The organism is Streptomyces flavalbus (assembly GCF_042674625.1).
GTDB lineage: Bacteria > Actinomycetota > Actinomycetes > Streptomycetales > Streptomycetaceae > Streptomyces > Streptomyces flavalbus.
In genome coordinates this window covers 7,508,732-7,535,055 of the sequence record NZ_JBHTEB010000001.1, presented here as the reverse complement: position 1 = coordinate 7,535,055, position 26,324 = coordinate 7,508,732, and the positions used below count along the sequence as shown (strand labels likewise).

The following is a 26,324-nucleotide window of genomic DNA, read 5'->3' as shown; positions in this document are numbered from 1 at the left end:
TCGACCGCCGACGGTGACCGGCGTTCGCGTCCGCCGACTTCCTGGCCGTACCGTCACGAGGGTGAACGACGACTCGGTGCTCGATGATCCGGTAGGCCAGTCGCTCGGCGGTCCGCACGCGCGTCTCGCCCGGCGGCGCGGCGGGGCCGCCACCTATCTCGCGGACGTGGCGACCTTCTCCGCGGTGCCCGTCCAGCCGGACGCCGCGGACTGGGCCGATCTCGCCGAGCTGCTCGGGGGTCCGGGCGCCTTCGCCGACCTGTTCAGCAGTCCGGCCGCCCCGCCGCCGGGCTGGGAGCCGGTCTTCAGTCTCGCGGGCCGTCAGATGATCTGGCCCGGCGGCCACCTCCCCGACCGGGCCGGGACCGGTCCCGACACCGGCTTGGTCGTACTGGGCAAGGAGGACGTGCCCGAGATGCGCGCCCTCGTCGCACGGACCGAGCCGGGTCCCTTCTGGCCGCGCTCCCACGAACTCGGCACCTACCTGGGCGTCCGGGCCGGAGGCACCCTCGTGGCGATGGCCGGGGAGCGCCTCCGTCCGCCGGGCTGGACGGAGATCAGCGCCGTCTGCACCGCTCCCGAGGCACGGGGGCGGGGCCACGCCGCCCGTCTGGTGGGTGCGCTCGCCGCGCGGATCGTGGCGCGCGGCGAGCGCCCCTTCCTGCACGTGGCCGAGACGAACACCGCCGCCATCGCGCTGTACGAGCGCCTCGGCTTCGAAACGCGCGGACAGGTGACCTTCCGGGGTTTCCGCACGGGGCCGTCGTAGGTCGCGGTGCCGTGGCCGGAACTGTAGGGATCTCCGCTGCTGGCACCAGGCCCCGCGCGCCCCACCGTGGCACGCGCCGCCCATCACCAGCACAATGCAAGACGCGCTCCTGGCTCCTCCGTACCCGTTCCAGCACGCTGTCGCCACGGCAACCGGCCCCGCACCGAAGCAGGTTGTGACCCGGCCGGTCGCCTTCCCCTCTGTCGGAAAGAGGTCCCGTCATGTCCGAACAGCAGGCACTCGTCCTCGACCCCACCGGTAGCGACCCGGACGCCGAACACCAGACCCTGCGCGAGCGCGGTCCCGCCACCCCCGTGGACATCCTCGGTGTGCGCGCCTGGTCCGTCTCCGATCCCGCCCTCCTCAAGCAGTTACTCACCAGCAAGGACGTCTCCAAGGACGGGCGCGCCCACTGGCCGGACTTCGCCCGGACCATCACCACCTGGCCGCTGGCCCTGTGGATCGCGGCGGAGAACATGTTCACCGCGTACGGCTCGGACCACAGCCGCCTGCGCCGCATGGTCGCCCCCGCGCTCTCCGCCCGCCGCACCGCCGCGCTCCAGCCCGGCATCGAGGCCCTGGTCACCGGCCTGCTCGACGACCTCGCCGCCCGCCCGGCCGGGGAGAGCGTCGACCTGCGCGAGCACCTCGCCTACCCGGTACCGCTCGCCGTCATCGGACAGCTCCTGGGCATCCCCGCCCACCGGCGCGCCGAGTTCCGCGCCGTGGTCGACAAGGTGTTCGCCACCCACCTCACCGCCGAGGAACAGGCCGCCAACACCGCCGCCCTCTACGGCCTGCTGGACGATCTCATCGACGCCAGGCGGACCGCGCCCGGCGAGGACATGACCTCGCTGCTGATCGCCACCCGCGACGAGGAGGGCGACGGTTCCACCCTCAGCGCCACCGAACTGCGCGACACCCTCCTGCTGATGATCAGCGCCGGGTACGAGACCACCGTCAACGTCATCGACCAGGCCCTCACCGCCCTGCTGTCCGACCCGCGGCAGCTCGCCCACGTCCGCTCCGGCGGGTGCACCTGGCAGGACGTCGTCGAGGAGACCCTGCGCCACGAGCCCGCGGTCAAGTACCTGCCCCTGCGCTACGCCCTCACCGACATCCCGCTCCCCGACGGGCGGACCATCCGCTCCGGGGACGCCATCCTCGCCTCCTACGCCGCCGCCAACCGGCACCCCGACCTGCACCACGACGCCCACCGGTTCGACGCGACCAGGGTCAGCAAGGAGCACCTCGCCTTCGGGCACGGCGTCCACTTCTGCCTCGGCGCCCCGCTGGCCCGCCTCGAAGTCGCCACCGTCCTGCGCCTGTTCTTCGACCGCTTCCCCGACGCCCGACTCGCCACCGAGGACCTGCGACGCCTGCCGAGCCTCATCAGCAACGCACACACCAGCGTCCCCGTCGTGCTGCGTCCCGCGCCGGCGGACCGGCCATGACCTCAGCGAGCTGGTAGCCGCCGCCGACCTGCGGCGCCGCCGCCTCAGTCGGGGCGCTTCGCCATGACGACCAGGCCCGCACCGCTGTACTCCTCCGGGGGCAGCCGCAGTTCGGCGGCCACGCGCAGGCCCCGCCTGCTCGACCAGGTCGACGAGTTGTTCCGGGAAGGATGGCACGGGGGAGGTTGAGCAGCGACCACCCTCCGAGCACGCCCGCTGAAACCCTGGTCCCTTCCGGACTGGGGCGGGGCATCATCCCGCGTCATTTCTTCAGCCCAGGTTGTACAGCCTGGGCTGTCGATCTACTCTCGGGGCATGACCACGGACGACGAACCCCCGACCGAGGCCGCGCTTCAGGCGGCTGCCGACATCTGGGTGGTGGTGAGCCGGATTCGCCGCAAGCTGCGGGCCCTGGAGGCCGCCGAGGAAGCGGTGGGTCCGGGCCGGGGTGAGGACCGGGAGCCCTCTCCGCCGCAGAGTTCCGTCCTGCGCCGCCTCGCCCGCAACGGCCCCGCCTCCGCCAGTGACCTCGCCGCCGCCGAGGGCGTACGGCCGCAGTCGATGGCCAAGACCGTGCTCGCCCTGGAGCAGGCCGGGCTCGTCGTCCGCAGCCAGGACCCCGACGACGGGCGCCGCCAACTGGTTTCGCTCACCGAGCGCGGGTACGAGCGGCGCCGGGGCGACCGCCTCGCCCGTCAGGAGTGGCTCGCCCGGGCCCTCCAGGAGCACGGCACCGAGGAAGAGGTGCGGGCCGTCATCACCGCCATGGCACTGCTCGACAGGGTGGCGCAGGCGTGACCCGGCTCGCCCGACGCTCACGCGGGCCGCGGCAGGGTGAGCGGAGCGGCTTCGACCGGCGCCTGGTCGCGCCCATGGTCCTCGGCTCGGTCCTGAACCCGGTCAACTCCTCGATGCTCGCGGTCGCGCTGGTCCCCATCGGCCGCGCCTTCGACGTGCCGCCCTCGCAGACGGCCTGGCTGGTCTCGGGCCTCTACCTCGCGACTGCCGTGGGCCAGCCGGTGATCGGCCGACTCGTGGACACGTTCGGGCCGCGACGGCTCTATCTGCTGGGCACCGCCCTGGTCGGCGCCGCCGGACTGCTGGGCACCCTCGCGCCGAACCTGTGGGCGCTGGTCGCCTCCCGCGTCCTGCTCGGGTTGGGGACCTCCGCGGCCTTCCCGGCCTCGATGTCGCTGCTGCGCTCCGAGTCCGAGCGCACCGGCGAGAAGAGCCCCAGCGGGGTCCTGACGGCGCTGTCGGTCTCCAACCAGGTCTTCGCGGTCGTCGGACCCGCCCTCGGCGGCCTGCTGATCGGCACCGGCGGCTGGCGGCTGGTCTTCGCCGTCAACGTGCCGCTGTCCCTGGCCTGCCTGGTCCTGGGCGCGCTGTGGCTGCCGCGCGCCACTCCCCCGGCCAGGGCGGCGCGCACCGACACGCCGGGGATGCTGCTGTTCGCCGGGTCCCTGACGGCGTTCATGTTCTTCCTGATGGACCCTGCCGTCGCCCACTGGTACCTGCCGGTGCTCGGCCTGGTGACGGGGGCGGTGTTCGTCCGCCGCGAACTCCGCGCGGACGAGCCGTTCATAGACCTGCGGGTCCTCGGCGGGAACCCACCCCTGCTCATGACGTTCGCCCGGCAACTCCTCGCCTACACCACGTCGTACGCCTTCTTCTACGGCTACAGCCAGTGGGTGCAGGAGGGCCGGGGGCTGGACGCGTCCCAGGCCGGTCTGCTTCTGCTGCCGCTGTCGGTGACCGCCGTCGGTGTCACCGCGCTGACGGGCCGCCGGGGGCAGGTCCGGGGCAAGCTGGTGGTGGGCGCCGTCTGTCAGTGCCTGGGCGTCGCCGCCCTGCTGCCGCTCGGCGGCGACAGCCCGGTCTGGCTGCTCGTGCTGCTCAGCGCGGCCGTGGGCATCCCGCACGGGCTGATCGGGCTGGCCAACCAGAACGCCCTGTACGCGCAGGCCGACCCGGCGCGCATGGGCTCGTCGGCCGGACTGCTGCGTACGTTCATGTACGTCGGGGCGTTGTTCGCCTCGGCGGCGAACGCGGTGTTCTTCCGTGCGGGCGCCACCAGTTCGGGGCTGCACTCCATGGCGTGGCTGCTCGTCGGCGTGACGGCGGTGTTCCTGCTCGTGTGCGTCGCGGACCGGTCACTGGGCCGCGTCGGCCGCGACGCGTGAGGGTGCCGCCCAGGGGACCGCCGCGGGGTGGCTCCAGATGCCTAGGGCGTGCGCGGCAGGCGGATGGTGACGGTGGTCCCGGCGCCCGGCCGCGACGCCACGTCGACCTCGCCGTGGTGGGCGTGGACGATCGCCTCGACGATGGCGAGTCCGAGTCCGGAGCCGCCGTAGGCGCGGCTGCGGCTGGCCTCGGCGCGCCAGAAGCGTTCGAAGACGCGGGGCAGGTCCTCGGGGGAGATGCCGGGGCCGTCGTCGATGACGGCGAGTCGTACGTGCTCGGGGGTGTCGGAGATCTCGACGCGTACGGCGGTCTGGGGCGGCGTGTGCTGGACCGCGTTGCCGACGAGGTTGCGCAGGACCTGCTGGAGGCGGGTGGCGTCGCCGGTGACGGGGGCGGGCGGTGCGGGTGTCAGGGTGATGTCGCGTTGGGGGTAGATGATCTGGGCGTCCTCGATGACGCTGGCCGCCAGGGCGGTGAGGTCGACGTCGTCCTGCTCGACGGGGCGGCCCGCGTCCAGGCGGGCGAGCAGGGAGAGGTCCTCCACGAGCAGGCGCATCCGCCCCACCTCGTTCTCGATGTGCTCGAAGGCGGTCTCCAGGCCCCCCGGCCCGGAGAGGCCGCCCTGGCGGTGCAGGTCGAGCCAGCCGGAGATGGTGGTGAGCGGGGTGCGCAGTTCGTGGGAGGTGTCGGCGGCCAGGGAGCGGACGGTGGCCTCCGCGCGGGCCTGGGCGTCGAAGGCCCGGTTCACCGCCTTGGCGAGCAGGTCGGCCTCGCTGCCGTTGCGGTGGGTGGGCAGGCGTTCGGTGCGGGAGCCCGCGGCGATGGCGTCGGCGCTGCGGGCCATGCGGACCAGCGGGAACATGCCGAGCCGCAGCACGAGGACGGACAGGGCGAGCAGGACCAGCAACGCGGCTCCGACGAGGGCGAGTTGACGGTTGATCAGCGTCGCCGTGGTCGCGTCCTCCACCGAGGTGTCGATGGAGAGGATGACGGCGGCCGGTTCGACCGTGGGCTGGCCGGGTCCGCGGTCGATGGTCAGGCCGGGGCTCGGGATGCGTACCGCGCTGATGTCCCCGCCCTCCAGGGTGAACAGGTCGCCCGTCGGCACCGTGACGCTCAGCCCGGCCAGGTGCCGCCCCGCCCGGGACGCCGAGCCGGTGCTCAGCAGGACCTCGTTGTCCGCGTCGACGGCGACCGTGCCCAGGGGGGAACCGAGCAGGGCGCCGAGCTGGTCGGCGTCGGCGGTCTGCGGGCCGCGCCCGATGACCTCGGTGAGGCGGTCGGCGGTCGCGCGCAGCGTGGTCTCGTCGCGCCGGTCGAGGAAGTCCTCCATGAGGGCGGCGCTGATGACGGCGCTGGCGACCAGGCCGAAGACCAGCAGGACGGCCAGCCCCACGAGCAGGCGCAGCCGGACGCTGGACCAGGACCAGGACCAGGACAGGCGACGGCCTCCGAGGCTCATGTGCGGTTCCGCTCTCGGAGCGTGTAGCCGACGCCTCGGACGGTGTGCAGCAGGGGTGGGTGTCCGTGGTCGATCTTGCGGCGGAGGTTGGAGACGAACCGTTCGACGACGACGGTGTCGCCGCCGAAGTCGTACTGCCAGACGGCTTCGAGGAGTTGGGCGCGGGAGAGGACCTGGCCCTGGTGGTCCAGCAGGTAGTGCAGCAGGCGGTACTCGGTGGGCGAGAGGTCGATGAGCTGGCCCGCGCGGCGGACCTCGTGGCGGGGGTCGTCGAGGGTGAGGTCGGCGCAGCGCAGGGCTGTCCCCTCGGCGGCGGGCGCCGTGCCGCGGGCGCGGCGCAGCAGGGCCTGGAGGCGGGCGCCGACCTCGACGACGCTGAAGGGCTTGGTGACGTAGTCGTCGCCGCCCAGGCGCAGGCCGCGTACCCGGTCCTCGACGGCGTCGCGGGCGGTGAGGAAGAGCACGGGGACGTCGACGGCGCGGGCGCGCAGGAGCTGGAGGATCTCGAAGCCGTCGGCGCCGGGGAGCATCACGTCCAGGACGACGACGTCGGGGGGACGGCGGGCGACCTGGTCGAGGGCCTCGGTCAGGTCGCGCGCCGTGTCCACCTCGAACCCCGCGAACTCCAGCGCGGAGACCAGCAGGCGCCGGATGCCGGGATCGTCGTCCACGACGAGGACACGGTCAGGGGTCCCGGGGTCGGTGACGGCGTTCATGAGGGCTCCCGCTGGTCCCGCTGACGTCGGATTTCACCGACCGCAACATATTGACAATGATGCTGTAGCACATACGGTACTGCACATGGCACAGCTTCCTCACCTCACGATGTCCGCGACCCTCGGGGACCAGGCGTACACGGCGATCCGCGAGGCGATCGTCTCGGGCGTCCTCGAACGCGGCCAGAAGGTGACCGAACGGGGTCTCGCCGAGTCGCTGGGCATCAGCGCGACGCCGGTGCGGGAGGCGCTGCGCCGACTGGAGCAGGACCGGCTGGTGGAGCGGACGGGCCCGCGCTCCGTACGCATCGCGAAGTTCGCGGAGGAGGAACTGCGCGAGTTCACCATGATCGGGGACACCCTGCGCGCGCTGGCCGCCCGGCTGGCCGCCGAGAAGTCGACCGCGGCCCAGCGCCGGGAGATGAGCGCGGTGCTCGACGAGGCCGACCGCCTGCGCGGGGCGGCCCGTGAGTGCGAGCCGGGCAGCGAGGAGGAGCGGAAGCTGATCGAGGAGATCCTCGCGCACATGCGCCGGTTCCACGCGCTCGTGGACGAGGCCAGCGGCAACTCCACCCTGCTCCAGATGCTGCACATGGTCGACGCCTTCGGCGCCGACGAACGGCGCAGCTCGGTGCTGTCCGAGGTCAGCGGCGCCCGGCGCGCCGCGGTGGACGAGCGCTACGGCCAGCACCGCGCCATCTACGACGCCATCGCCTCCGGTGCCGGTGAACGCGCGGCGGCGCTGATGATCGCGCACAGCCGCTCCTCCAGCGACTCCCTGATCACGGCGCGCTTCGCGGACTGAGAGGCCCGCGGATCGGCAGCTCGGGCACAGCCCGGACCGAGAAGCTATAGCAAATAGCACAACCCTCAGCCGCACGGCTCCGGTCCACGGGAGACCGGATGCTATGGCATATGGCAAAGGAGCCGTCATGCCGGACACCGCACCACCCAAGCCCCGGGAAACCCGCCCGCCCACCGCGCGGCCCGCCCGGCGCATGAGCGCCACGACCGTCCTGTGGGTGACCCTCGCCGTCTTCGCCCAGGAGTCGGTGTGGAACTTCTACGACGCCCAGGTCCCCGCCGAACTCCGCCACTACCTCACCTCGGCGGGCCTGATCGGGCTGATCATGGGCATGGACAACGTCCTCGGGGTCCTGATCCAGCCCTGGACGGGCTTCCTGTCGGACCGTCGCGCCCGCGACGGCAGGGGCCGCTGGGCGATCATCCTCAGCGGTGCCGCACTGGCCTCCGTGCCCTTCGCCCTGATCCCCTGGACGCGCGACCTGCCCACGCTGTTGCTGTGCGTCGTCGCCTTCGCGGCCACGGCCAACGCCTTCAAGGGCGTCACGGAGACCCTCGTCTCCGACTACGTCTCCCCCACGCACCAGAGCAAGGCGCAGGGCTTCGTCAAGGCGGGCGTCAGTCTCACCATCGTCGTCTCGTCCCTGATCAGCCTGCTGGTCGTCGACCGCAGCACCACCCTCGCGTTCGCCGTCCCACCGGCCCTGATGCTGCTGCTGCTCACCGCCTCGTGGACGGTCCTGCGCCGCCGCCGTACCGCCTCGGCGGCAGACGAGGAGTCGGCCACCGCGGAGTTCGCCTCCCCGTGGGCCGTCGTCAAGGACATGGTCCGCGACCCGTCCCGCGCCCGGGCGCTGCTGATGCTCGGCATCTTCTGCTTCGCGGGCATGTGGTCCGCCCTGCGCTCCCTGATGACCCCCTACGGCACGGAGGCCCTGGGCCTGTCCCGGGGCGCGGCGGGCGGACTCGCCCTGCCCGGCGCCCTCGCCTTCCTGGTCTGCGTCGTCCCCCTCGCGTACGCCTCGTCCCGGCTGGGGCAGGCGCACGCCATGCGCTACGGCGTGGGCCTGTTCGTCGTGGGCCTGCTCGTCGGCTTCCTCTCCCCCACCGTGCCCGGCACGGTGACCGCCCTGGTGATCACCTCCGTCGGCTACGCGACCTTCGCTGTGAACGCCCTGGTGGCGCTCTGGGACCTGGCCCCCAGCAGACATGTCGTGGGCACCTACACCGGTCTGTACACGGTCGCCTCGTCGACCGGCGCGGCGCTCGGCCCGGCCCTGCTCGGCCTCACCGTCGACCTGACCGGATGGCGGTTCATGCTGCTGGACGGCGCCGGGTTCGCCGCGATCACCTTCGTCGTCTTCACCCGCCTGGCCCGCCGTGTCACCCGCACGACGACCAAGGCCTGACCCCAGCCATCCCAGCAAGGAGACAGAGACCTCATGGAGTTCCGCATCCTCGCTCCCACCGGAGCCCTCGGCGCCGGCTTCGACGCCGAGGCCTTCCGGCGCGGCGTCGAGGCCCGCCCGCACGTCATCGCCTGCGACGCGGGATCGACCGACTCCGGCCCCGCCGCCCTGGGCTCCGGGCAACCGAAGCTCTCCGACCAGGCCGTCGCCCGCGACCTGCGCCTGCTGCTGACCGCCCGCGCGGAACTCGGCGTACCGCTGATCATCGGGTCCTGCGGCACCAGCGGCCGCGACGTGGGCGTGGACCGCGTCGCCGCCCTCGTGCGCGGCATCGCCGCGGCGGAGAACCTCCACTTCAGGCTCGCCCTGATCTACGCCGACCAGCCCGCCGAGCGGCTCCGGGCGCTGCACGACGCCGACCGCATCAGACCGCTCCCGCACGCTCCCGCCCTCGACCCGGAGGTGTTCGCCCGCGGGCACACCGTCGCCATGATGGGCGTCGAACCCCTCCAGGAGGCGCTGCGCTCCGGCTGCGACGTCGTACTGGCCGGACGCGCCAGCGACACCGCGCTGTTCGCCGCGCTCCCCCATATGCGCGGCGCCGACCCCGGGCTGACCTGGCACATGGCGAAGACGATCGAGTGCGGTGCCGCCTGCGCGGTCCCCCCGTCCGCCAACGGGCTCCTGGTGCACCTGCGGGACGACCACTTCGACGTCACCACCCTCGCCGCGGACAGTCGGCTCACGCCCCGCTCGGTCGCCGCCCACACCCTGTACGAGAACGCCGACCCGTTCCACATAGAGGAACCGGCGGGCACCCTCGACACCACCGACGCCACGTACGAGAGCGTCGACGCACGCACCGTCCGGGTGCGCGGCGCACGCTTCGTCCCCGCCGACGGCTACACCAACAAGCTCGAAGGCGCCGAACTGGTGGGCCACCAGACCGTCATCGTCGGGGGCGTGCGCGACCAGGTGGTCATCCGGCACCTGCCCGACCTGGTGCCGTTCGCCAAGAAGTACTTCGCCGACAAGATCCTCGACGTGTTCGGCGGCGACGTCGACCCCGCCGACGTGGATATCGACTACCGCTTCTACGGCGACGGCGCGGTGCTGGCCGCCGCCGAACCCGAGCCGCTGCGCCCCCGCGAACTCGGTGTCCTCATCACCGTGACCGCGCCGGACCAGGCCACGGCGCACGCCGTGGCGACCTTCGTCGCCCACGCCAGCAGCCATCTGCCGATCCCCGAGTACGACGGTCTGGTCTCCACGCTCGCCTACCCCTACTCCCCTCCCGAGATCGACCGCGGACCGCTGTACCGCTTCACCCTCAACCACGTCGTCACCGGCGTGACCCCGACCGAACTGTTCCGCACCGTCACCGAGGAGCTGTGACCATGGCGACCCTGCTCGACTTCTGCTCCCTGGTGCGCTCCAAGAACGCCGGGCCCTTCACCCTCACCTTCGACTTCATGTGCCACGACCAGGCCGCCTACGACGCCCTGGTGGCCACCGGATTCCTCAACGAGGACCTGTTCTCGCGTCTCTACGGGGCCGACCCGCGGGACATCCTGCTCGTCAACCACCCCCGGGCGCTGGCCGTGAAGGTCTCCCTGCCCCGCCCCCACGTCCAGGGCGACCCGCGCGACAGCGACTGCTACGCCGGTCAGCAGTACGCCCCCCTGATGGACCTGCGCGTGGAGCCTCTCGCGGAAGGGCGCACCGCGTGACCGGCGAGCGCCCCCTGTCCCCCTGGGACCTGCCCGCCGGTCACCCCGGCGTGTCCTTCCTGACCGGCCGCACGCCGCTGTTCGCCCTCGCCCGCGATCCGCGCTTCTCCTCCTGCCTGTACGTGCCGGGCCGCCACGGCCCCGACGGCCCGCCCCGCCCCCTGGTGGTCGCCGTGCACGGCACCCGGCGGCGTGTGGAGGGCCTCCGCGACGCGTTCGCCGACTTCGCCGAACGCCATGACTGCGTGGTCCTCGCCCCGCTCTTCCCCGCCCAGATCACCGGCCCGAACGACGTGCACAGCTACAAGCTGCTCTCCCCGGCCGGGTTCCGCCCGGACGAGGTACTCCTGGCCATGGTCGAGGAGGCGGCCGTCCGCTGGCATGTGCGCAGCGACCGCTTCCACCTCCACGGCTTCTCCGGAGGCGGCCAGTTCGCCCACCGCTTCGCCTACCTCCACCCCGACCGGCTGGCGTCCCTGTCCGTCGGCGCGCCCGGACGCGTCACCCTGGCGGACCCGGCGACACCCTGGTGGCACGGTACGGCCGACGCCGAGGAACGCTTCGGCACCAGGCCCGACCTCGCCGCGCTGCGCGACGTCCCCGTCCAGTTGGTCATCGGCGAGCACGACACCGGCACCGGCGACCTCGCGCCTCCCGACGAGCGCGGGTCCGGCCCGGCGGCCGGGAACCGCACCGATCTCATCCACGCCCTGCGCGCCAACTGGCGTGCGCACGGCATCGACGCCCGGCTGGACACGGTTCCGGGCGCCGGGCACGACCACTTCGCGGTCCTGCCCGCCGTCCAGCGGTTCCTCGCCGCGCAGATCGCCCCGTAGACCACCGCGCTCGCGCTCAGCCCGCGACCTGGCTCAACGCCCGCATGGCCTCGCGCTCGATACCGGAGAGTTCCCCGAGAACGAGGCCCGCTCGCTCCAGGTGCGCGGCGTCGCCCGTCGCACCGGCTTCCGCGATCAGCGCCGCGACCCGCGTCCACTGGGCGGCAGCCTCGGCGTACAGCCGGTGGGCGGTGCGCAGCTTGCCGCTGTCGATCACCTCGGTGCACTCCCCCAGGAAGTCCCGGTAGAGGTTGCGGAACAGCGCTCCGCCGGTTCCGGCCTTCTCCATCAGGAGCGCCGCCCGCGGGAGGTCCCGCTGCGGGTCGTCGGTCCGCCCCAGCCATGTCCGTACCCTCTCCCCCGCCCTCTCGATGCCCCGGTACCCGAGGTTGGCGATGGGTGGGTGGAGGAAGGCGTCGGCGCAGGCCGCGAGGGCGGGAAGGATACGCTCCCGCGGCGAGGGCGGTTCCCCCGGCAGGTCCAGCGTGAAGGAGCGGTGCCGCGCGGTCATCGGGCCACGCGCGGCCCTGGCCTCCGCGAGGCTGCTCAGGCTGGTGGACACCGCGCCGCCCTGCTGGTCGGTGTCCACCAGGTAGGCGTCGTGGTCGTCATAGCCGTACATGGCCACGATGTGACCGCCGAAGTGCACCTTCGTGCTGAAGTAGTCGAGGTGGTAGCTGTCGAGCTGGAGCCCGACCGGTCGCCCCCCGTCGATGGCCGCGACCACGTTGTCCCATGCCCGGCGCGGCGAGGTGGTCTCCCGGACCGACAACCGCGCCCCGAGCCTGTCAGCGAGGTTCACGGTGAGCTGGAACGGCTTGACCCGCCCTCCGAGGAACGGGAACCCCATGGTCTTGCTGTCCCAGTAGACGAAGGACAGCCCGGAGCCGAGACCGAACACCATGGGCTCCGACAGTTCGACCCCTTGGTGCCTCAGCAACACTCCGACAGCCGTCGTCTCACAGTGCCGCAATCCACGGGCGTCGACGTCCACGACTCTGGCCACGCCCGGCACTCTATAGGGGTCAGTGCGGGTGGCGGACCAGCACCGCGTGCGTGACGTTCGGGGAGCCGACCACCTCCGACACGCGGTAGCCCTCGATCCCGTCCCCCCAGGTTGTCGAACAGCCGCTCGCCGCGCCCGATGAGCATCGGCGCGATCACCAGGTGCATCTCGTCGATCAGCCCGGCGCGTCCTGCCACGGCCCGCGCTGCGGCCCGAACATGTTCCGCCCCGTGATCGTGGCGCCGACGTTCTGGTCGCCCCAACCGACACCGTCACCGAAGGGGGCGTCCGCGCGCTGGTTGACGCCCGCCATGAAGCCGTCGAGGGAGATCGTCACGTTGTGTACCCGGACCTTGGGCATGGCCGTCGCCTCTCGTCAGGATGACCCGCTGTCATCCTCACGTCTAACGACGCGAACCCCCATCGACACACCCGGTCGTCAGATTCCCATCGACGCCATCTCGATCGCCGAGCGGTAGTTGGCCGCGGCGGTGACCACGCAGGCGCGGTAGGTCCGGTTGTCCTTCACGGCCAGGAAATAATCGCGCAGGTTCTTCCAGTAGCTGACCAGGTAGCCGAGCCCCGGCACGAAGCCGGGCGGGCGCGGCACGAGGGAGAATGCCTCGCTGCACCGGAGGATCTGGCCGGTGGCGGTCGACAGGACGGCGGCGACCGCCGCGTTCATGTTCCATCCCGCCGCCAGTTCCGGGCTCCAGATCGCGCCCGCGATCTCCCGCAACCGCTCCTGCTCCTCAGGCGTCGGATCGCTCAGGGCGCCCGCCGCCACCGACTCCCGCGCCGCGGTCGACGGCCCGACCGCGGCCACGCCCGGTCCGGCCGCCGACAACGTGAGCACCGCCGCCGTCATGACCGCGGCAGCCGCCGTCCCTCGTCTCACGATGCGCCTTCCACCCATGGTCACCGTCACTCCTCCCCTGGACCCCGAACCGGCCCGCCCGGACGGACGGACCGGACGCTTGACGGTGGCACGCGTCCGACGACCGGGTCAACGTCAGTAACTCGTCAGGGAGTTGCTACTGGCCGGACCGTGGCTCAGGGGGCGATGCCCACGCCGTCGATACGGCTCCACGCCCGTTCCTGGGCGGCGGACAGGGCGGGCCAGCGCAGTCCGCCGGGGCGGGGGCGGACCCGGGTGGCGAACGGCGCGGGCTGGAAGGCGGGATCGTAGTGGCAGCCGCCACCGTGGGCGGCGTCGAACGTGCCGCAGGCCCGCGCGATCGAGTGCGGGGTGGGCTTCTGGCCGGTGCGCGCCCAGGTGTCCAGTGCCGCGAGGGAGGTGGCGTACTCGGCGTCGCTGAGCGCGCTGTGCTCGCTCTCCGTCGTGAACGTCTGGACGAGGTTCTCGCCCTGGTCGGCGCTGCGGACGCTGGCGCGGTAGGCGGCCTCGTGCTCGACGAAGACCTGGGGGTCGTCGATCGCGTGCAGGGTGAGGACGGGCACGGTGACGCGGCCGGTGAGGTCGCTGTCGTAGGAGAGGTCACGGCGTGCGGTGGGGTCGGCCGAGAAGCGTGCCACGCCCGCGTTGAGCGCCTCGTCGTCGTGCGAGCCGTCGTACCGGACGCCGCGGTTGCCGAACGGGTTACGGCCGCCGAGCCGGTGGACGACGATGTCGCGGACGAGGAAGGCCGCGTACCGCATGTTCGTGGCCAGTGCGCGTTCCGGGATACGGGTGACGGCCAGGATGTCGTCGAGGTTGCGCTGCTGGAGCGGGGTGCGCTCGGCGGGGGCGGAGTCGATGCCGGTGCACTCCTGGAGGCGTGCGTGCACCTCGTCGGGCGTCATCCTGGAGTCGGCGGGCAGTCCTTGCCAGGGCGGGTACGGCGGCTCGGTGGGGCGGGGCAGGTTGCGGCAGTAGAACTGGTGGACCGCGCGCAGGTCGACGCGGGTGTCGTAGCCGCGTGAGCCTCCGGCCAGGAAGCCGTTCGTCAGCAGCACGCCGTCGTAGGCGCCGCGCTTCCTGCCGTGGGTCTCGGTGAGCTTGGCGGCGACGTTCCCGCCCCACGACTGGCCGTGGAGGTAGGTCCGGTCGGGGCGGCCGAAGCGGTCGACGAAGAGTTGGCGCACGTTCTCGGTGTCGGCGGCGGCCATGCGGACGCCGTATCCGCCGCGCCGGTACGAGGACGCGGCCCAGGCGTATCCCTCGTCGACCATGACGGCCCAGCGTGCCAGGTCCTCGGTGGGGGTGGAGGCGTCGTAGGAGGTCCTCGACGTCCCGCAGCGGGCTGTCGGCCGCGAGCGGTTCCTCGCTCACCACGTCGAGGGCCGCCGCGGCGATCTGGCCGCCGCGTACGGCGTCGGCGAGGGCGCGTTCGTCGACGACGGCCCCACGTGCCGTGTTGATCAGGACCGCCGTCGGTTTCATCCGGCGGAAGGCGGAGGCGTCGAGGAGACCGCGGGTGCGCTCGGTCAGTCCGGTGTGCACCGACACGTAGTCGGAGGTCTCCAGGAGCACCGGAAGGTCGACGAACCGCACGGACGGGTCGGTCCGCAGGTCCTCGGGCACGTTCGTCGCGCACAGCACCCGCATCCCGAACGCCCGCGCCAGGGGCACCACGGCCCGCGCCGCCGCCCCGTAGCCGATGAGGCCCAGGGTCGAGCCGCGCAGTTCGTGACCGTCCTCCCGCGGCCAGCCCCCGGCGGCGACGCCCGTCGCGCTCTGCACCAGCCGCCGTGCCGAGGCCAGCAGCAGGCCGAGGGTGTACTCGGCCACGGCGTTGGCGTTGATCCCCGGCAGGTTGCTCACCGTGATGCCGAGCCTGCCCGCGGCGGCGATGTCGATGGAGTCGTAGCCGACCCCGGTCCGTACGACGGCCCGCAGCCGGGGCGCCCGGGACAGGACGTCGGCGGTCAGGGGCTCGTTGGCGACGAGCGCGGCGTCCACGCCGTCGAGCGCGGCCACGAGCCGCTCGGGGTCGCGTCGGCCGACCATCGGTGCGTGCTCGGTGGTGTGGCCGTGCGTCCGGAGATACTGATCGACCTTGTCGCCGGGCCGCAGGTAGTCCGTGGTGATCAGGATGCGTGGCACGTGTTCCTCGTCTCTGACGGCGCCCGTGCCGGGCTCGCGCCGGGCCACGGGACGGTGCTGGTGCTACGGGGTGAGGGTCGGGGTGGTGCGCCGCTGGAGCGTGCTGATCCGGGCGACGACGAGGATCGACAGCGCGGCGACGAGGGCGATGTCGACGAGCATCAGCGGCCAGCCGTTGAGGTCGACCATGCCGCCGACCAGCGCGGGGCCCAGGAAGCCGCCACCGGCCCAGCCGACGGTGTACATGCCCGCGTAGGTCCCGAAGACCCGCGCCGAGGGGGCGAGGTTCCACAGCACGACCACCGCGTTGACCAGGAAGCAGGTCGCCCCGGCGGCGGCGAGGCACAGGGCGACGACGGCGCCCGTCGGCGTCTGGATCACCGTGCCGAGCACCATGGCACCGGCGAAGACCGACATGCCCGCGGCCATGACGCGCAGCCGCCCGTAGCGCTCGGCGAGTACGGCCGCCGGGTAGGCCGCCAGGATGAAGGCGATCCCGCTGGGCAGGGTCAGGCCGCCCGCGGCGCCCCGTGACATGCCGAGCGCCTCCATCCCGTACGGCGTGATCAGCGACCGGGAGGCGGCCCACGCGCTGCCGAAGACGAGGATCGCGACGAGGAGCAGGAGCCGACTGCGGTCGGTGTCCCTGACGATCTCGACGAAGGTGTCCCGGACCCGTGGCTCAGGGCGGTCGGCGCCGGAGGTGTCGTGGGTCTCGGCGACGGCGGCCTGGTAGGCCGGTGACCGGCTGTCGCGGACGGTGGCCGCGAGCACCGCGACCGAGACCAGCATGATGATCGCGGGGATCGCGAAGGCGAGGCTCAGGTGGTCGTCGACCAGGAAGATGCTGATGAGCGCGGCGACGATGGCCGTGACGCTCGACGCGATCTTGACGACGGCGTTGGCCCGGCTGCGCCGCTCGGGCGCGATGAAGTCCGGGACGAGCGCTTCGGCGATCGGTTTGAAGGTGTTGGCGACGAGCGCGTAGGCGAACATCACCGCGATCAGGAGCGGCAGGGACGCCGCGGTGTGCGGGATGACGATGAACAGCGTGGCGGCGATCGGCATCCCGACGACCAGGTAGGGCATCCGCCGTCCCCAGGAGGTCCGGGTGCGGTCGGAGCGGTTGCCGATCCACGGCTGGATGAAGATGCCCAGCAGGTTGTCCATGCCCATCAGCAGGCCCACGACGGCCGCGCTGGTGAGGTGTTCCCGCAGCAGCGGGGGGACTTGGGCCTCGTAGAAGTTCCAGGTCGACTCTTGGGCGAAGACCGCGAGAGCGACCAGGAACGTGATGCGCCGGGTACGTGTGCGCTGCCCTACCGACGTCGTCGTCATCAGGGTCGTCCCTTCGCGCCGCCACCATGCTGGGCAGCTACTGGAGAGGTTGTCGGGGTGGGCGTGGGGGGCGGGGCAACTCCGGGGTGGTGGCCGGAGGGTGCGGCTCCGGTGTGCTCACCGGTGCACCGATCTACCGGTCGATTCCCGCCACCAGGGTCAGGTCGTCGGTGACCCGGATCCGGCAGTCCGGTCCGAAGGAGCAGGACGACTCGCGTTCCTCGAAGATCGCCGGGCCTTCCAGCTCGGTTCCCGGCGTGAGGGCGTAGCGGTTCCAGACCGTCGCCTCCAGCGGCCCGTGTCCGGGGAAGTGGACCGGCCGGACACCGCGGCTGGCGTCGCCGCCCTTCGGGTGGCCGCCCTCCGTCGGCGTCTCGTCACCGGGCAGCCGCGTCGACAGCCGCCAGTTCACGACCTCCGCGGGTCCGTCGAGGGACCGGCCGAAGACCGCGCGGTACGTCGACTCGAAGGCGGCCCGGACACGGTCGGCACCGGCCGGGCCGAGGTCCCGCTCGGGCAGGTCGACCTCGATCTCGAAGCCCTGGCCGAGGTAGCGCATGTCGACCGAGCGGCGGACCCCGACCTGGGCCGGGTCGTGCGGCGGGAGCGTCTGGGTGGCGTGGGCCGTCATGTCGTCGTACACCGCGGCGACCTGGTCCCAGTCGACGTCGGTGAGCGGCGACGGCAGGCTGCGCACCTCGTCGACGGTGGGGGCGGCGGCGAGGAGTCCGCAGGCGGACATGACCCCGGCGCGCATCGGCACGATCACGCGGGGGATCTTCAGCGCCTTCGCCAGCCCAGGTCAGTCCCCGGCGCGGGTCGTGCAGCAGCAGGTCGGTGAAGGTTCCGCCGACGTCGACGCCGATCCGGGCCGTGCGGGTCATCGGGCCGCCTCCTCATGGGCGCTGGCGCTGGGGGTGCGGGCGGGGTGCCGCCGGTGGGGCGGAGCGGTGTAGCCCGCGATCTCGTCGGCGATCAGGAGTTCGGGTTCGCGTTCCTCGGCGGGGCCGAACCCGCCGCCCCCGGCGAAGGAGATGACCACCGAGGAACCGGGGGCCAGGTGCGAGACCGACTTCAGCGGGACGCGCTCGCCGGAGTCCAGGACGACCTGTGCGGTGGCACCGGGGTCGCCGCCCGCGAGGCCGAGCGCCGGGTGCCGTTCGCGGTCCCCGAGCAGGACCATGTGCACCGGTCGGCCGGTCGGGTTGTGCACCTCGATGTCCTGGCCGAGGCCGCCGCGGCGTCGCCCCCGGCCGCCCGATCCGGGCCGCAGCTCCTTGCGAAGGAAGTGCAGCGGGGACGCGGCTTCCAGGGCCTCGATGCTGCCGCCGCCCGAGTTGGTGGGGAAGGCGGTCGTGGAGAGTCCGTCCTCCTCCTTGGAGGCGCCCATGCCCGCGTTGGCGAAGAGCATCAGGCTGAAGGGGCGGCCGTCGTCGTCGACCCCGGCGAACCGGACCCGCAGGGCGGGGGCGCCCCCGCTGTCGGCGATGACACGGTCGGGCAGCACCGGCGCGAGCGCCTGGTAGATCGCGCAGGACAGCAGGTGCCCGGTGAGGTGCCGGGCCAGGACGGGCGCGGGGAACGTGGGGTTGACGATGGTGCCCTCGGGCGCGGTGACCCGGATCGAGCGGTACGAGCCCCACTGGGTCCGCGTGGACGGGTCGAGGAGGATCTTCAGCGGGTACACGGAGTAGGCACGCGTGTGGTTCAGCGTCGAGTTCGTCGCGTACGGCACCTGCGGGGAGCTGCCGGTGTAGTCGATCCCGACCTCGGCGCCGCGGACGGTCACCGCGCTCGCGATGTGGGTGGGGTGGCCGTCGACGCCGTCCGCGTCCAGGGCGACCCGGTAGACGCCGTCCGGCAGGTCACGGATTCCCGCTCGCATCGCGGCGTCGGTGACCGCGTGGACCTGGGCCGCGAAGTCCTCGAAGTCCTCCTCGCCGAAGTCGGTGAGGAACTCCCGGGCGCGGCGGCGGCACACGGCGTGCGCGGCGGCCTGCGCCTCCAGGTCGCCCCACACCTGGTCCGCCAGCCGTACGTTCGTCAGCAGGAGGTCCTTGACGCCCCGCTCGATGCGACCGGCCCGGAACAGGCGCAGCGGCGGGATCAGGATGCCCTCGGAGATCAGCTCGGTCGCGCCCGTCGAGGGGGTGCCGCCGATGTCCGGGGAGTGCGCCACGGTGCCGGTGAACCCGACGAGCCGTCCCCGATGGAAGACCGGGCTGATCATGGCGATGTCGGGCAGGTGGCCGGTGGCGATCCACGGGTCGTTGGTGATGACGCTGTCGCCGTCCCGCCACTCGTCCAGCGGGAACCGTCGCAGGACCCGTTCGGTCAGCGAACTCATCAGGGCGGCGAAGGCCGGTATCCCGGCCCGCGACTCGGCCATGGTGCGGCCCGCGCGGTCCATCAGGACGACGGTGTAGTCGTTCGACTCCCGGATGATCGTGGAGAAGGCCGTGCGCAGCACGGTCGCGGCGGCCTCGTCGGTGGCGGCGGCGAGGCGGTCCCAGCGCACCTCAAGGCCGATCGGGTCGGACACGGGCCTGGTCATGAGGTCGCGGTCTCCTCTCCGGACGTACGGCCCGCCGCTCCCCCGCCGCCCGCGATCCTCGCCGCGATCGCCCCGCCCAGCTCCCGTGTGGTGCCGGTGCCGCCGAGGTCGGGGGTGACCGCGGCGGGCTGCTCGTCGAGCACGTCCTCGATCGCGGCGACCACCCGGGCGGCGGCCTCGTGCTCGCCGAGGTGGTCGAGCATCATCGCGCCGCTCCAGATCTGGCCGACCGGGTTGGCGATGCCGCGGCCCGCGATGTCCGGCGCCGACCCGTGGACGGGCTCGAACAGGCTGGGGTAGGCGCGGTCGGGGTTGATGTTGGCGCTGGGGGCGATGCCGATCGTGCCGGTGCAGGCGGGGCCGAGGTCGGAGAGGATGTCGCCGAAGAGGTTGCTCGCGACGACGACGTCGTACCGGTCGGGCTGGAGGACGAACTTCGCGGTCAGGATGTCGATGTGGTCCTTGTCCGCGGTCACCTCGGGGTAGCGGGCGGCCATCTCGGTGGCGCGTTCGTCCCAGTAGGGCATCGAGATCGAGATCCCGTTGCTCTTGGTCGCCCAGGTCAGGTGCCTGCGGGGGCGGGAGGCGGCGAGTTCGAAGGCGTAGCGCAGGACCCGGTCGACGCCGGTGCGGGTCATGACCGTCTCCTGCACCACCGTCTCGCGTTCGGTGCCCTCGAAGATCCGGCCGCCGATGCTGGAGTACTCGCCCTCGGTGTTCTCGCGGACGACGTGGAAGTCGATGTCGCCGGGCCGGTGGTCCCGCAGCGGGCTGCGGACGCCGCGCAGCAGCCGGACGGGGCGCAGGTTGACGTACTGGTCGAAGCCCCGGCGCAGTTGCAGCAGGCTGCCCCAGAGCGAGACGTGGTCGGGGACCACCTCCGGCCAGCCGACCGCGCCGAAGAAGATCGCGTCGAAGCCGCCGAGGACGTCCCGCCAGTCCTCGGGCAGCATCGTGCCGTGCTTCAGCCAGTAGTCGGCGCTGGCGAAGTCGAACTCGGTGACGTCGAGGTGGAAGCCGTGGGCGTCGGCGGCGGCCCGCAGACACCTCAGGCCCTCCGGGACGACCTCGCGGCCGATCCCGTCGCCCGGGATCGCTGCGATGCGATAGCTCTGCGGCACGAATCCACTCCAGTCCAGGTGAGGGAGGCGCACGTCCGGTGAGCGGCACTCTCAAGAAGGGAGGCATTCCGGCCACGGCGCGATGGGTCCTACCTTGGCCAGCGCTGACACCCGTTACAAGGCCGTAACGGGCAAGGTACGTTTTCCCCCATGGAAAGCCTCCGGCGTTCGGGCCGCCCCGCGGCCAGGGGCCGTTCACTCGTGGACGACCTGCACTTCTTCCACGTGGTGGCGTCGAGTGAGACCCTGACGGCCGCCTCCCGGGAACTCGGCTGCTCGCTGCCCGTCGTCAGCAAGCGCCTCAGCGCGCTGGAGCGCCGCCTCGACGTCCGGCTCGTCCAGCGCGGCGCCCGCCGACTCGTGCTGACGTCGGAGGGCGAGCTGTACGCGGCCCGGGTGGAGGCGATCCTGGACCAGGTGCGCGAGCTGGAGGACACGATCACCGACCGCGCCGCGGGGCTGCGCGGTTCCCTCGTCGTCGAGGCCACGCTCGGTCTCGGCCGCGCGCACATCGCCCCGCTGGTGGGCGAGTTCGCGGCGGCCCACCCGGGGCTGCACGTGCGGATGCAGACCTCCGCGCTGCCGCTGCGGCCCCACCGGCGCGAGTTCGACGTCGCGGTCCACGTCGGGATGCCGCCCGACTCGTCGTTGCGGATGCGGCGGCTCGCCGAGAACCGGCGGGTGCCCTGCGCGGCACCGTCGTACCTCGCCGAGTACGGCGCCCCGGCGAGCGTCGAGGACCTGGTCGACCACAACTGCATCGTGCTGCGGGAGAACGAGGGCGACTTCGCGCTGTGGCGCTTCGGGGACGCGGACCGGCCCCGCCATGTACGGGTCCACGGGGGCCTCTCCAGCAACGACGGTGACGTGGTGACCGGTTGGGCGTTGGAGGGCCGGGGCATCATCATGCGCTCGGAGTGGCACGTCGGACCGCATCTGGACCGCGGCGAACTCGTCCGCGTGCTGCCTCACGTGCCGACACCGCCCGCCGACATCTACGCCCTGCTGGAGGAGGACGGGCACGTCCCGCGCCGGGTCAGCGCGCTCATCGAGTACCTCGCCGAGCGGCTCCCGCCACGGCTGCGGCGCGCGCCGGAACAGCCCTCGGCGACCTGACGGCGCGAGAGCGGTCCCGGCGACCTGACGGCGCGGGAGCGGTCCCCCGGCGACCTGACGACGCCGGGGCGGGAACCGTCAGGAAACCCTCAGGTTCGCCGGGGGGCCGTCGTCAAGTCCGCTCAGCAGGCTGGGGCGGGTCGGCTTCCTAGCAGTGAGGGAATCAGTGATGGCTACGCTCTTGTACCGGCTGGGCGCGTGGGGTGCTCACCGGTGGCGCACGATGGTGATCGGGTGGCTCCTCGCCCTCGGTGTGGTGACCGGCCTGGGAGTCTCCTTCGCCGGGTCCTTCACGGACAGCGGTTCCCTTCCCGGCTCCCCGGCCCAGTCGGCCCTGACCAGGATGGAACGGCACTTCCCCGAGCCGGACGTGCAGTCGGCGCAGATCGTGTTCCAGGCGCCGCCCGGCCACGAGCTGGCCGAGGCCGCTCTGCGCGGGCCGCTGGAGACCAGTCTGGCGGCCATGGGCCGGGTCCCGGGGGTGAGCGGGGTCAGCGACCCGTCCGAGAGCGGCACCGTCTCCGCGGACGGGCGGACCGCGGTGGCGCGGGTCACCTTCTCCACCAGGGAGGAGGACGACGTACCCGCCGCCACCCTGGACGGCGTGAGGTCCGCGGGCACCGCGGCCGAGCGGGCGGGCCTGAGGACGGTCTACGGCGGTGAACCGTACGAGTCCTCACATCCGCCCGTCGGGCCCGGTGAGCTGGTCGGACTGGGCGTCGCCCTGGTCATCCTGGTGATCACCTTCGGGTCGATGCTCGCGGCGGGCCTGCCGCTGCTCACCGCGGTGCTCGGGATCGTCGGCACGATGGCGGCGATGGCCGGTCTGGCCACGGTCTTCGACGTCTCCGACAACGCGCCCACCCTGGCGATCATGCTGGGCCTCGCCGTCGGCATCGACTACGCCCTGTTCATCGTCTCCCGGCACCGCGCCCAGCTCGGCACGGGGATGCCGGTCCGGCAGTCCATCGCCACGGCCACCGCCACGGCGGGCAGCGCCGTCGTCTTCGCCGGGGCCACGGTCCTCATCGCCCTGGCCGGACTGTCCGTCGCCGGTGTGCCGATGCTGACGTCGATGGGCCTGGCGTCGGCCGGAGCGGTCGCGGTGGCCGTCGTCACCGCGGTGACCCTGCTGCCCGCGCTGCTGGCCATGGCCGGACAGCGGCTCACGCCCAGGGCGCCCCGGCGCGGCGGGTTCCTGCCCACCGTAGGCCGCCGGACGGCCCAGGACGGCCCGGCGCCCGGCATGGGCGTGCGCTGGACGCGGGGCGTGCTGCGCCACCCCGTGCGCCACCTGGTCCTCGGCACCGCCGCCCTCCTCGCCCTGGCCGTCCCCGGCATGGAGCTGAAGCTCGCCCTCACCGACGAGGGTTCCGCCGCCACCAGCAGTTCCAGCCGCCAGGCCTACGACCTGATCAGCGACGCCTTCGGCCCCGGCGCCAACGGCCCCCTGGTCGTGCTCGTCGAGGACGACGACCCCGCCACCGTCACCGCCACGGCCGCCGCCGTCGAGGACGCCCTGCGCGCAGTGCCGGGCATCGCGGACGTCAGCGGCGCCGACCTGGCCGAGGACGAGACGGCGGCCCGCGTCCAGATCATCCCCGACACCGGGCCGCGCTCCGAGGAGACCAGCGCCCTCGTCTCCCACCTGCGCGACCGGCTACGCCCGCTGGCCGACTCCACCGGCAGCTCCGTCGCCGTGACCGGCATGACCGCCGTCAGCATCGACGTCTCCGACAAGCTGAGCGGCGCGCTCGCGCCCTTCGTGATCGTCGTCGTCGGCCTCTCCCTGCTCCTGCTGATGACCGCGTTCCGCTCCATCGCCATCCCCGTCAAGGCCACCCTCGGCTTTCTGCTGTCCGTGGGCGCCGCCTTCGGAGCCACCGTCGCGGTGTTCCAGTGGGGGTGGCTGGCGGACCTGCTGGGCGTGCCGAGCCAGGGGCCGGTGGCCAGCTTCGTGCCCATCATCGTGATGTCGGTGCTGTTCGGACTGGCCATGGACTACGAGGTGTTCCTCGTCTCCGCGATGCGGGAGGACTACCACCGCCACGGCGACGCCCGCGACGCCGTCCTGGGCGGAGCCCGCAACGCCGCCCGCGTGGTCACGTCCGCCGCGCTCATCATGGTCGCGGTGTTCGTCAGCTTCCTGTTCTCCCGTGACGCCGACATCATGCCGATCGCGTTCGCCCTCGCCTTCGGGGTCCTCGTCGACGCCTTCCTGGTCCGCATGACCCTCGTACCCGCCGTACTGGCCCTGCTCGGCGACCGGGCCTGGTGGCTGCCGCGCCGCCTGGACCGGGTGCTGCCCCGCCTCGACGTCGAGGGCGAGGACTTCCACGCCCCCGGGACGGCGGGCGCGCACGCCGCCCCCGTCAAGGAGTCCGCGTCGGCGGGTCTGTGACGCGCCCGGAGCCCGTGTCCGTCCTCAGGCCGTCGCGAGTTCCGCTGCGAGGAAGCCCTCGACGGCCTTCCGCGCGCGGCGGTCGAACTCGGCGTACTGCGCCTCGCGTTCGGCTCCCGCGACGGCGTCGCCTACCAGCAGCCGGCCCTCGGCATCGATGCGCTGCGGGCGCTCCTCGGCGTCGGGGAGCAGGGCGACGGACGAGAAGGAGAAGCCGCAGTAATAGGCGATGCCCTCGCTCAGGTTGGTCTCCAGCACGGCCCGCATCCCCTCCGTGACGGGGTCATCGGAGGTGGCACCGGCCAGGCCCAGCCACAGGATGCGCTTGCCCGCCAGGCGCGGCCTGCTGCGGCCGTAGGCGAACCCGTAGTTCCACACGCGGTCGATCCAGCCCTTGAGAAGGGCGGGCACGCTCTGCCAGTACACGGGGAACACGGCGACGACGATGTCGGCGTCGAGAACGCGCCGCATATGGGTCTGGACCTCGTCCGAGTAGGGCTTCTCCCGGTTGCCCCAGTCCGGCTGGTCCGCCACGTTCATCCGCGGGTCGAACCCCTCGGCGTGCAGGTCGAGAAGGTCGACACGGTATCCGGCCGTCTCGAGTCGCTCCCTGGTGCGGCGGGCGGTGTGTGCGGTGAGGGAATCGGCTCGGTGGTGTGCGATGACCACAAGGGCGGTCCTGGCAGCGCTGCTGCGGTGCGACACGGCTTCTCCTGGCGGGTGTGGGTGCGTCCGACCGGTCCAGTAGACACGTGATCCACTAGACGATCCATAGGAGAAACCCTCCACTACATAGGAGTTCGTCTACGATGACTGCGTGGATCCTTTGAGTGCGTTACTCGGTGGCATCCGGGCCGAGGGCTCCGTCGTCACCCACGCCGTGCTGGAAGCGCCCTGGAGCATCCGCTTCGTCGACGGCGCCCCGCTCACGATGGTCACGGTGCTGCGGGGCGGTGGCACCCTGTTGCTGCCCGACGGCACCGAACAGGCGGTCGGCGTCGGCGACACGGCCATCGTGCGCGCCTCCGACCCGTTTCACCTCGCGGACCATCCGGCCACCGTCGACCGCCCCCATGTCGAGTACGAGATCGCCTGCTTCACCGCGGACGCCGAATGCACCGCGCGGGATCTCGGCGGCATCCGGTGGGGCAACGATCCGGACGGAGCCACCGCACTGATCGTGGGCGCGTACCGCGCCTCGGGCCATCGCCATGAGCGACTGCTCCGCGCGCTGCCGCCCGTACTCGTGGTCAACGAGGGCACGGAGGTCTGCGCCTGGCTGGAGACGGCCGCCGCCGACGCCGCCCTGCGCACTCCCGGCTCCCAGGCTCTGATGGACCGGCTGCTGGACTGGGCCCTGGTGTGCACGCTGCGTACCTGGTTCGACCGGGCGGGCGCGGAAGCCCCCGACTGGTATCGCGGCCTGGCCGACCCGATCCTCGCCCCCGCTCTCGAAGCCTTCCACGCCCGGCCTTCCGAGAGGTGGACGGTAGAGGCGCTCGCCACCGAATCCGGTGTCTCCCGGGCGCTGTTCGCCAAACACTTCACCAAGGTGATGGGTCGCCCGCCCCTGACCTACCTCACCGAATGCCGTATGGACGAGGCCGAGGCACTCCTGTCCGACACCGACTCCTCCATCGCCCAGATCGCCAAGTCGGTCGGCTACGCCGATGCCTTCGGCTTCAGCGCCGCCTTCAAACGCCACCGGGACGTGAGCCCTAGCGCCTTCCGCGCGAGGTTGACCGTTTCCTCGGGTCAGCGTGCCCTTCCTCGCGGCTTCAGGGGTGCGTTCGGACATCGCCGGCCGCACCCTTGAAGCCCCGAGGCAGGGCGCGCTGAAGGGCGATGGTTCGCGCCCGCCATGAGTGCGGTGGCTGGTTCAGCGTGCGTGGCGCCGCCATGGAGGTCTGCGCCGCCGGGCAGGGACGCGACCGGGGCTGATCCGCGACCACCGGACGAGACGGGCGGCGGCGGTCAGGACGAGTGCGCGGATGTCGTCGAGCGGTCCGGTGACGGTTGTCCACCGGTGCCGGACGCCGCGGGCCCGCGCGGTGGCGGAGCGCTCGTCGGAGCCCGGTGGCCCGTCGGGCTCCCGCAGGGCCTCCTGGGCGATGCGCTGCCACAGGTGGCCGGGCGGAGCCGTCGACAGGTCCGACGCCCGCGCGCCGCGCGCCGCGGTCACCACGCGGGTCATACGCGCCAGTTCGTCGCGGCAGCGCGGGCAGGCCGCGAGATGCCGCAGATCGCCGCCGTCGGTGTCGCCGCTCGGGTGACCGAGTGCCAGCTCCACCAGGTGCGACGGGTGGACGTGGCCCACTGCGCCCTCCTGTTCTCGGGGCTTCGTCGTCTTCGCCGGTACCCGCCGCTCGCGCGAGGCC

24 protein-coding genes and 2 pseudogenes are annotated in these 26,324 nt (G+C 72.6%); 12 read left to right on the top strand and 14 right to left on the bottom strand.

Annotation, left to right across the window (positions count from 1 at the left end; all coding sequences use genetic code 11):
• Positions 1-61: 61 nt before the first annotated feature.
• The 4 genes from ACFQZ6_RS33600 (at position 62) to ACFQZ6_RS33585 (ending at position 4,406) form a co-directional block, all read left to right on the top strand.
• A complete protein-coding gene (locus tag ACFQZ6_RS33600; RefSeq protein WP_381617114.1) occupies positions 62-769 on the top strand; it encodes a GNAT family N-acetyltransferase in 708 nt (235 codons plus the stop codon).
• A 221-nt stretch (positions 770-990) separates the two neighbouring features.
• Positions 991-2,223, top strand: a complete 1,233-nt coding sequence (locus ACFQZ6_RS33595; RefSeq protein WP_381617111.1) for a cytochrome P450 family protein — start codon at positions 991-993, stop codon at positions 2,221-2,223.
• 315 nt (positions 2,224-2,538) lie between these two features.
• Positions 2,539-3,021 carry a MarR family transcriptional regulator gene (locus ACFQZ6_RS33590; RefSeq protein ID WP_381617108.1) on the top strand — a complete coding sequence of 161 codons (483 nt, stop codon included), beginning with the start codon at positions 2,539-2,541 and terminating at the stop codon, positions 3,019-3,021.
• Positions 3,018-4,406: an MFS transporter gene (locus tag ACFQZ6_RS33585; RefSeq protein WP_381617105.1), complete on the top strand. Its 1,389-nt coding sequence runs from the start codon at positions 3,018-3,020 to the stop codon at positions 4,404-4,406. Before ACFQZ6_RS33590 ends, ACFQZ6_RS33585 begins: the two co-directional genes overlap by 4 nt.
• A gap of 41 nt (positions 4,407-4,447) precedes the next feature.
• Here the strand turns inward: ACFQZ6_RS33585 and ACFQZ6_RS33580 are convergent, their stop codons facing one another.
• Both ACFQZ6_RS33580 and ACFQZ6_RS33575 read right to left on the bottom strand, forming a co-directional pair.
• On the bottom strand, positions 4,448-5,869 hold the full coding sequence (locus ACFQZ6_RS33580) for a sensor histidine kinase (RefSeq protein WP_381617102.1): 1,422 nt from the start codon (positions 5,867-5,869) through the stop codon (positions 4,448-4,450).
• Entirely contained in the window at positions 5,866-6,585 is a 720-nt protein-coding gene (locus ACFQZ6_RS33575) for a response regulator transcription factor (RefSeq protein ID WP_381617099.1), read from the bottom strand. The genes ACFQZ6_RS33580 and ACFQZ6_RS33575 overlap by 4 nt, the downstream gene beginning before the upstream one ends.
• Before the next feature lie 85 nt (positions 6,586-6,670).
• Between ACFQZ6_RS33575 and ACFQZ6_RS33570 the strand changes: the two genes are divergently transcribed.
• The 5 genes from ACFQZ6_RS33570 to ACFQZ6_RS33550 all read left to right on the top strand — a co-directional run bounded on the left by ACFQZ6_RS33570 (position 6,671) and on the right by ACFQZ6_RS33550 (position 11,364).
• Positions 6,671-7,390: a GntR family transcriptional regulator gene (locus ACFQZ6_RS33570; protein ID WP_381617096.1), complete on the top strand. Its 720-nt coding sequence runs from the start codon at positions 6,671-6,673 to the stop codon at positions 7,388-7,390.
• Between the two features lie 127 nt (positions 7,391-7,517).
• A complete protein-coding gene (locus ACFQZ6_RS33565) occupies positions 7,518-8,798 on the top strand; it encodes an MFS transporter (protein ID WP_381617093.1) in 1,281 nt (426 codons plus the stop codon).
• 33 nt (positions 8,799-8,831) lie between these two features.
• A complete protein-coding gene (locus ACFQZ6_RS33560) occupies positions 8,832-10,193 on the top strand; it encodes an acyclic terpene utilization AtuA family protein (RefSeq protein WP_381617090.1) in 1,362 nt (453 codons plus the stop codon).
• Between the two features lie 2 nt (positions 10,194-10,195).
• Entirely contained in the window at positions 10,196-10,528 is a 333-nt protein-coding gene (locus tag ACFQZ6_RS33555) for a DUF4387 domain-containing protein (protein ID WP_381617087.1), read from the top strand.
• Positions 10,525-11,364 (top strand): poly(aspartic acid) hydrolase, encoded by an 840-nt coding sequence (locus tag ACFQZ6_RS33550; protein WP_381617084.1) that lies wholly within the window; start codon positions 10,525-10,527, stop codon positions 11,362-11,364. The genes ACFQZ6_RS33555 and ACFQZ6_RS33550 overlap by 4 nt, the downstream gene beginning before the upstream one ends.
• A gap of 16 nt (positions 11,365-11,380) precedes the next feature.
• On the opposite strand, the gene ACFQZ6_RS33545 is transcribed toward ACFQZ6_RS33550, so the two are convergent.
• The 10 genes and pseudogenes from ACFQZ6_RS33545 to ACFQZ6_RS33500 all read right to left on the bottom strand — a co-directional run bounded on the left by ACFQZ6_RS33545 (position 11,381) and on the right by ACFQZ6_RS33500 (position 20,429).
• Positions 11,381-12,370, bottom strand: coding sequence for a BtrH N-terminal domain-containing protein (locus tag ACFQZ6_RS33545; RefSeq protein WP_381617081.1), 990 nt, complete (start codon positions 12,368-12,370; stop codon positions 11,381-11,383).
• Positions 12,298-12,537 carry a hypothetical protein gene (locus tag ACFQZ6_RS33540; protein ID WP_381618861.1) on the bottom strand — a complete coding sequence of 80 codons (240 nt, stop codon included), beginning with the start codon at positions 12,535-12,537 and terminating at the stop codon, positions 12,298-12,300. The genes ACFQZ6_RS33545 and ACFQZ6_RS33540 overlap by 73 nt, the downstream gene beginning before the upstream one ends.
• 8 nt (positions 12,538-12,545) lie before the next feature.
• Positions 12,546-12,731, bottom strand: a complete 186-nt coding sequence (locus ACFQZ6_RS33535) for a hypothetical protein (RefSeq protein WP_381617078.1) — start codon at positions 12,729-12,731, stop codon at positions 12,546-12,548.
• 78 nt (positions 12,732-12,809) lie between these two features.
• Positions 12,810-13,268: a hypothetical protein gene (locus ACFQZ6_RS33530; RefSeq protein WP_381617075.1), complete on the bottom strand. Its 459-nt coding sequence runs from the start codon at positions 13,266-13,268 to the stop codon at positions 12,810-12,812.
• A gap of 155 nt (positions 13,269-13,423) precedes the next feature.
• Positions 13,424-14,563 (bottom strand): annotated as a pseudogene (locus tag ACFQZ6_RS33525) (hypothetical protein); the annotation flags it as partial.
• 64 nt (positions 14,564-14,627) lie between these two features.
• Positions 14,628-15,416 (bottom strand): annotated as a pseudogene (locus ACFQZ6_RS33520) (NAD(P)-dependent oxidoreductase); the annotation flags it as partial.
• A gap of 63 nt (positions 15,417-15,479) precedes the next feature.
• Complete coding sequence (locus ACFQZ6_RS33515) at positions 15,480-16,754, bottom strand: MFS transporter (RefSeq protein WP_381617072.1); 1,275 nt, start codon at positions 16,752-16,754, stop codon at positions 15,480-15,482.
• A gap of 133 nt (positions 16,755-16,887) precedes the next feature.
• Entirely contained in the window at positions 16,888-17,523 is a 636-nt protein-coding gene (locus ACFQZ6_RS33510; RefSeq protein WP_381617069.1) for a hypothetical protein, read from the bottom strand.
• A gap of 111 nt (positions 17,524-17,634) precedes the next feature.
• Positions 17,635-19,308, bottom strand: a complete 1,674-nt coding sequence (locus ACFQZ6_RS33505) for a hydantoinase B/oxoprolinase family protein (RefSeq protein ID WP_381617066.1) — start codon at positions 19,306-19,308, stop codon at positions 17,635-17,637.
• On the bottom strand, positions 19,305-20,429 hold the full coding sequence (locus ACFQZ6_RS33500; RefSeq protein ID WP_381617063.1) for a tartrate dehydrogenase: 1,125 nt from the start codon (positions 20,427-20,429) through the stop codon (positions 19,305-19,307). Before ACFQZ6_RS33500 ends, ACFQZ6_RS33505 begins: the two co-directional genes overlap by 4 nt.
• A gap of 150 nt (positions 20,430-20,579) precedes the next feature.
• Here ACFQZ6_RS33500 and ACFQZ6_RS33495 point away from each other — a divergent pair, with 150 nt between their 5' ends.
• Together ACFQZ6_RS33495 and ACFQZ6_RS33490 are read left to right on the top strand one after the other, a co-directional pair.
• On the top strand, positions 20,580-21,545 hold the full coding sequence (locus ACFQZ6_RS33495) for a LysR family transcriptional regulator (protein WP_381617061.1): 966 nt from the start codon (positions 20,580-20,582) through the stop codon (positions 21,543-21,545).
• 169 nt (positions 21,546-21,714) lie between these two features.
• Positions 21,715-23,946, top strand: coding sequence for an MMPL family transporter (locus ACFQZ6_RS33490; RefSeq protein WP_381617059.1), 2,232 nt, complete (start codon positions 21,715-21,717; stop codon positions 23,944-23,946).
• 24 nt (positions 23,947-23,970) lie between these two features.
• On the opposite strand, the gene ACFQZ6_RS33485 is transcribed toward ACFQZ6_RS33490, so the two are convergent.
• Positions 23,971-24,651, bottom strand: coding sequence for an NAD(P)H oxidoreductase (locus ACFQZ6_RS33485; RefSeq protein ID WP_381617056.1), 681 nt, complete (start codon positions 24,649-24,651; stop codon positions 23,971-23,973).
• A 112-nt stretch (positions 24,652-24,763) separates the two neighbouring features.
• Here ACFQZ6_RS33485 and ACFQZ6_RS33480 point away from each other — a divergent pair, with 112 nt between their 5' ends.
• The gene (locus ACFQZ6_RS33480) at positions 24,764-25,762 is read left to right on the top strand and encodes an AraC family transcriptional regulator (protein ID WP_381617054.1); all 999 of its coding nucleotides are present in this window, start codon (positions 24,764-24,766) and stop codon (positions 25,760-25,762) included.
• A gap of 63 nt (positions 25,763-25,825) precedes the next feature.
• Here the strand turns inward: ACFQZ6_RS33480 and ACFQZ6_RS33475 are convergent, their stop codons facing one another.
• The gene (locus tag ACFQZ6_RS33475; RefSeq protein WP_381617051.1) at positions 25,826-26,263 is read right to left on the bottom strand and encodes a hypothetical protein; all 438 of its coding nucleotides are present in this window, start codon (positions 26,261-26,263) and stop codon (positions 25,826-25,828) included.
• Positions 26,264-26,324 lie beyond the last annotated feature (61 nt).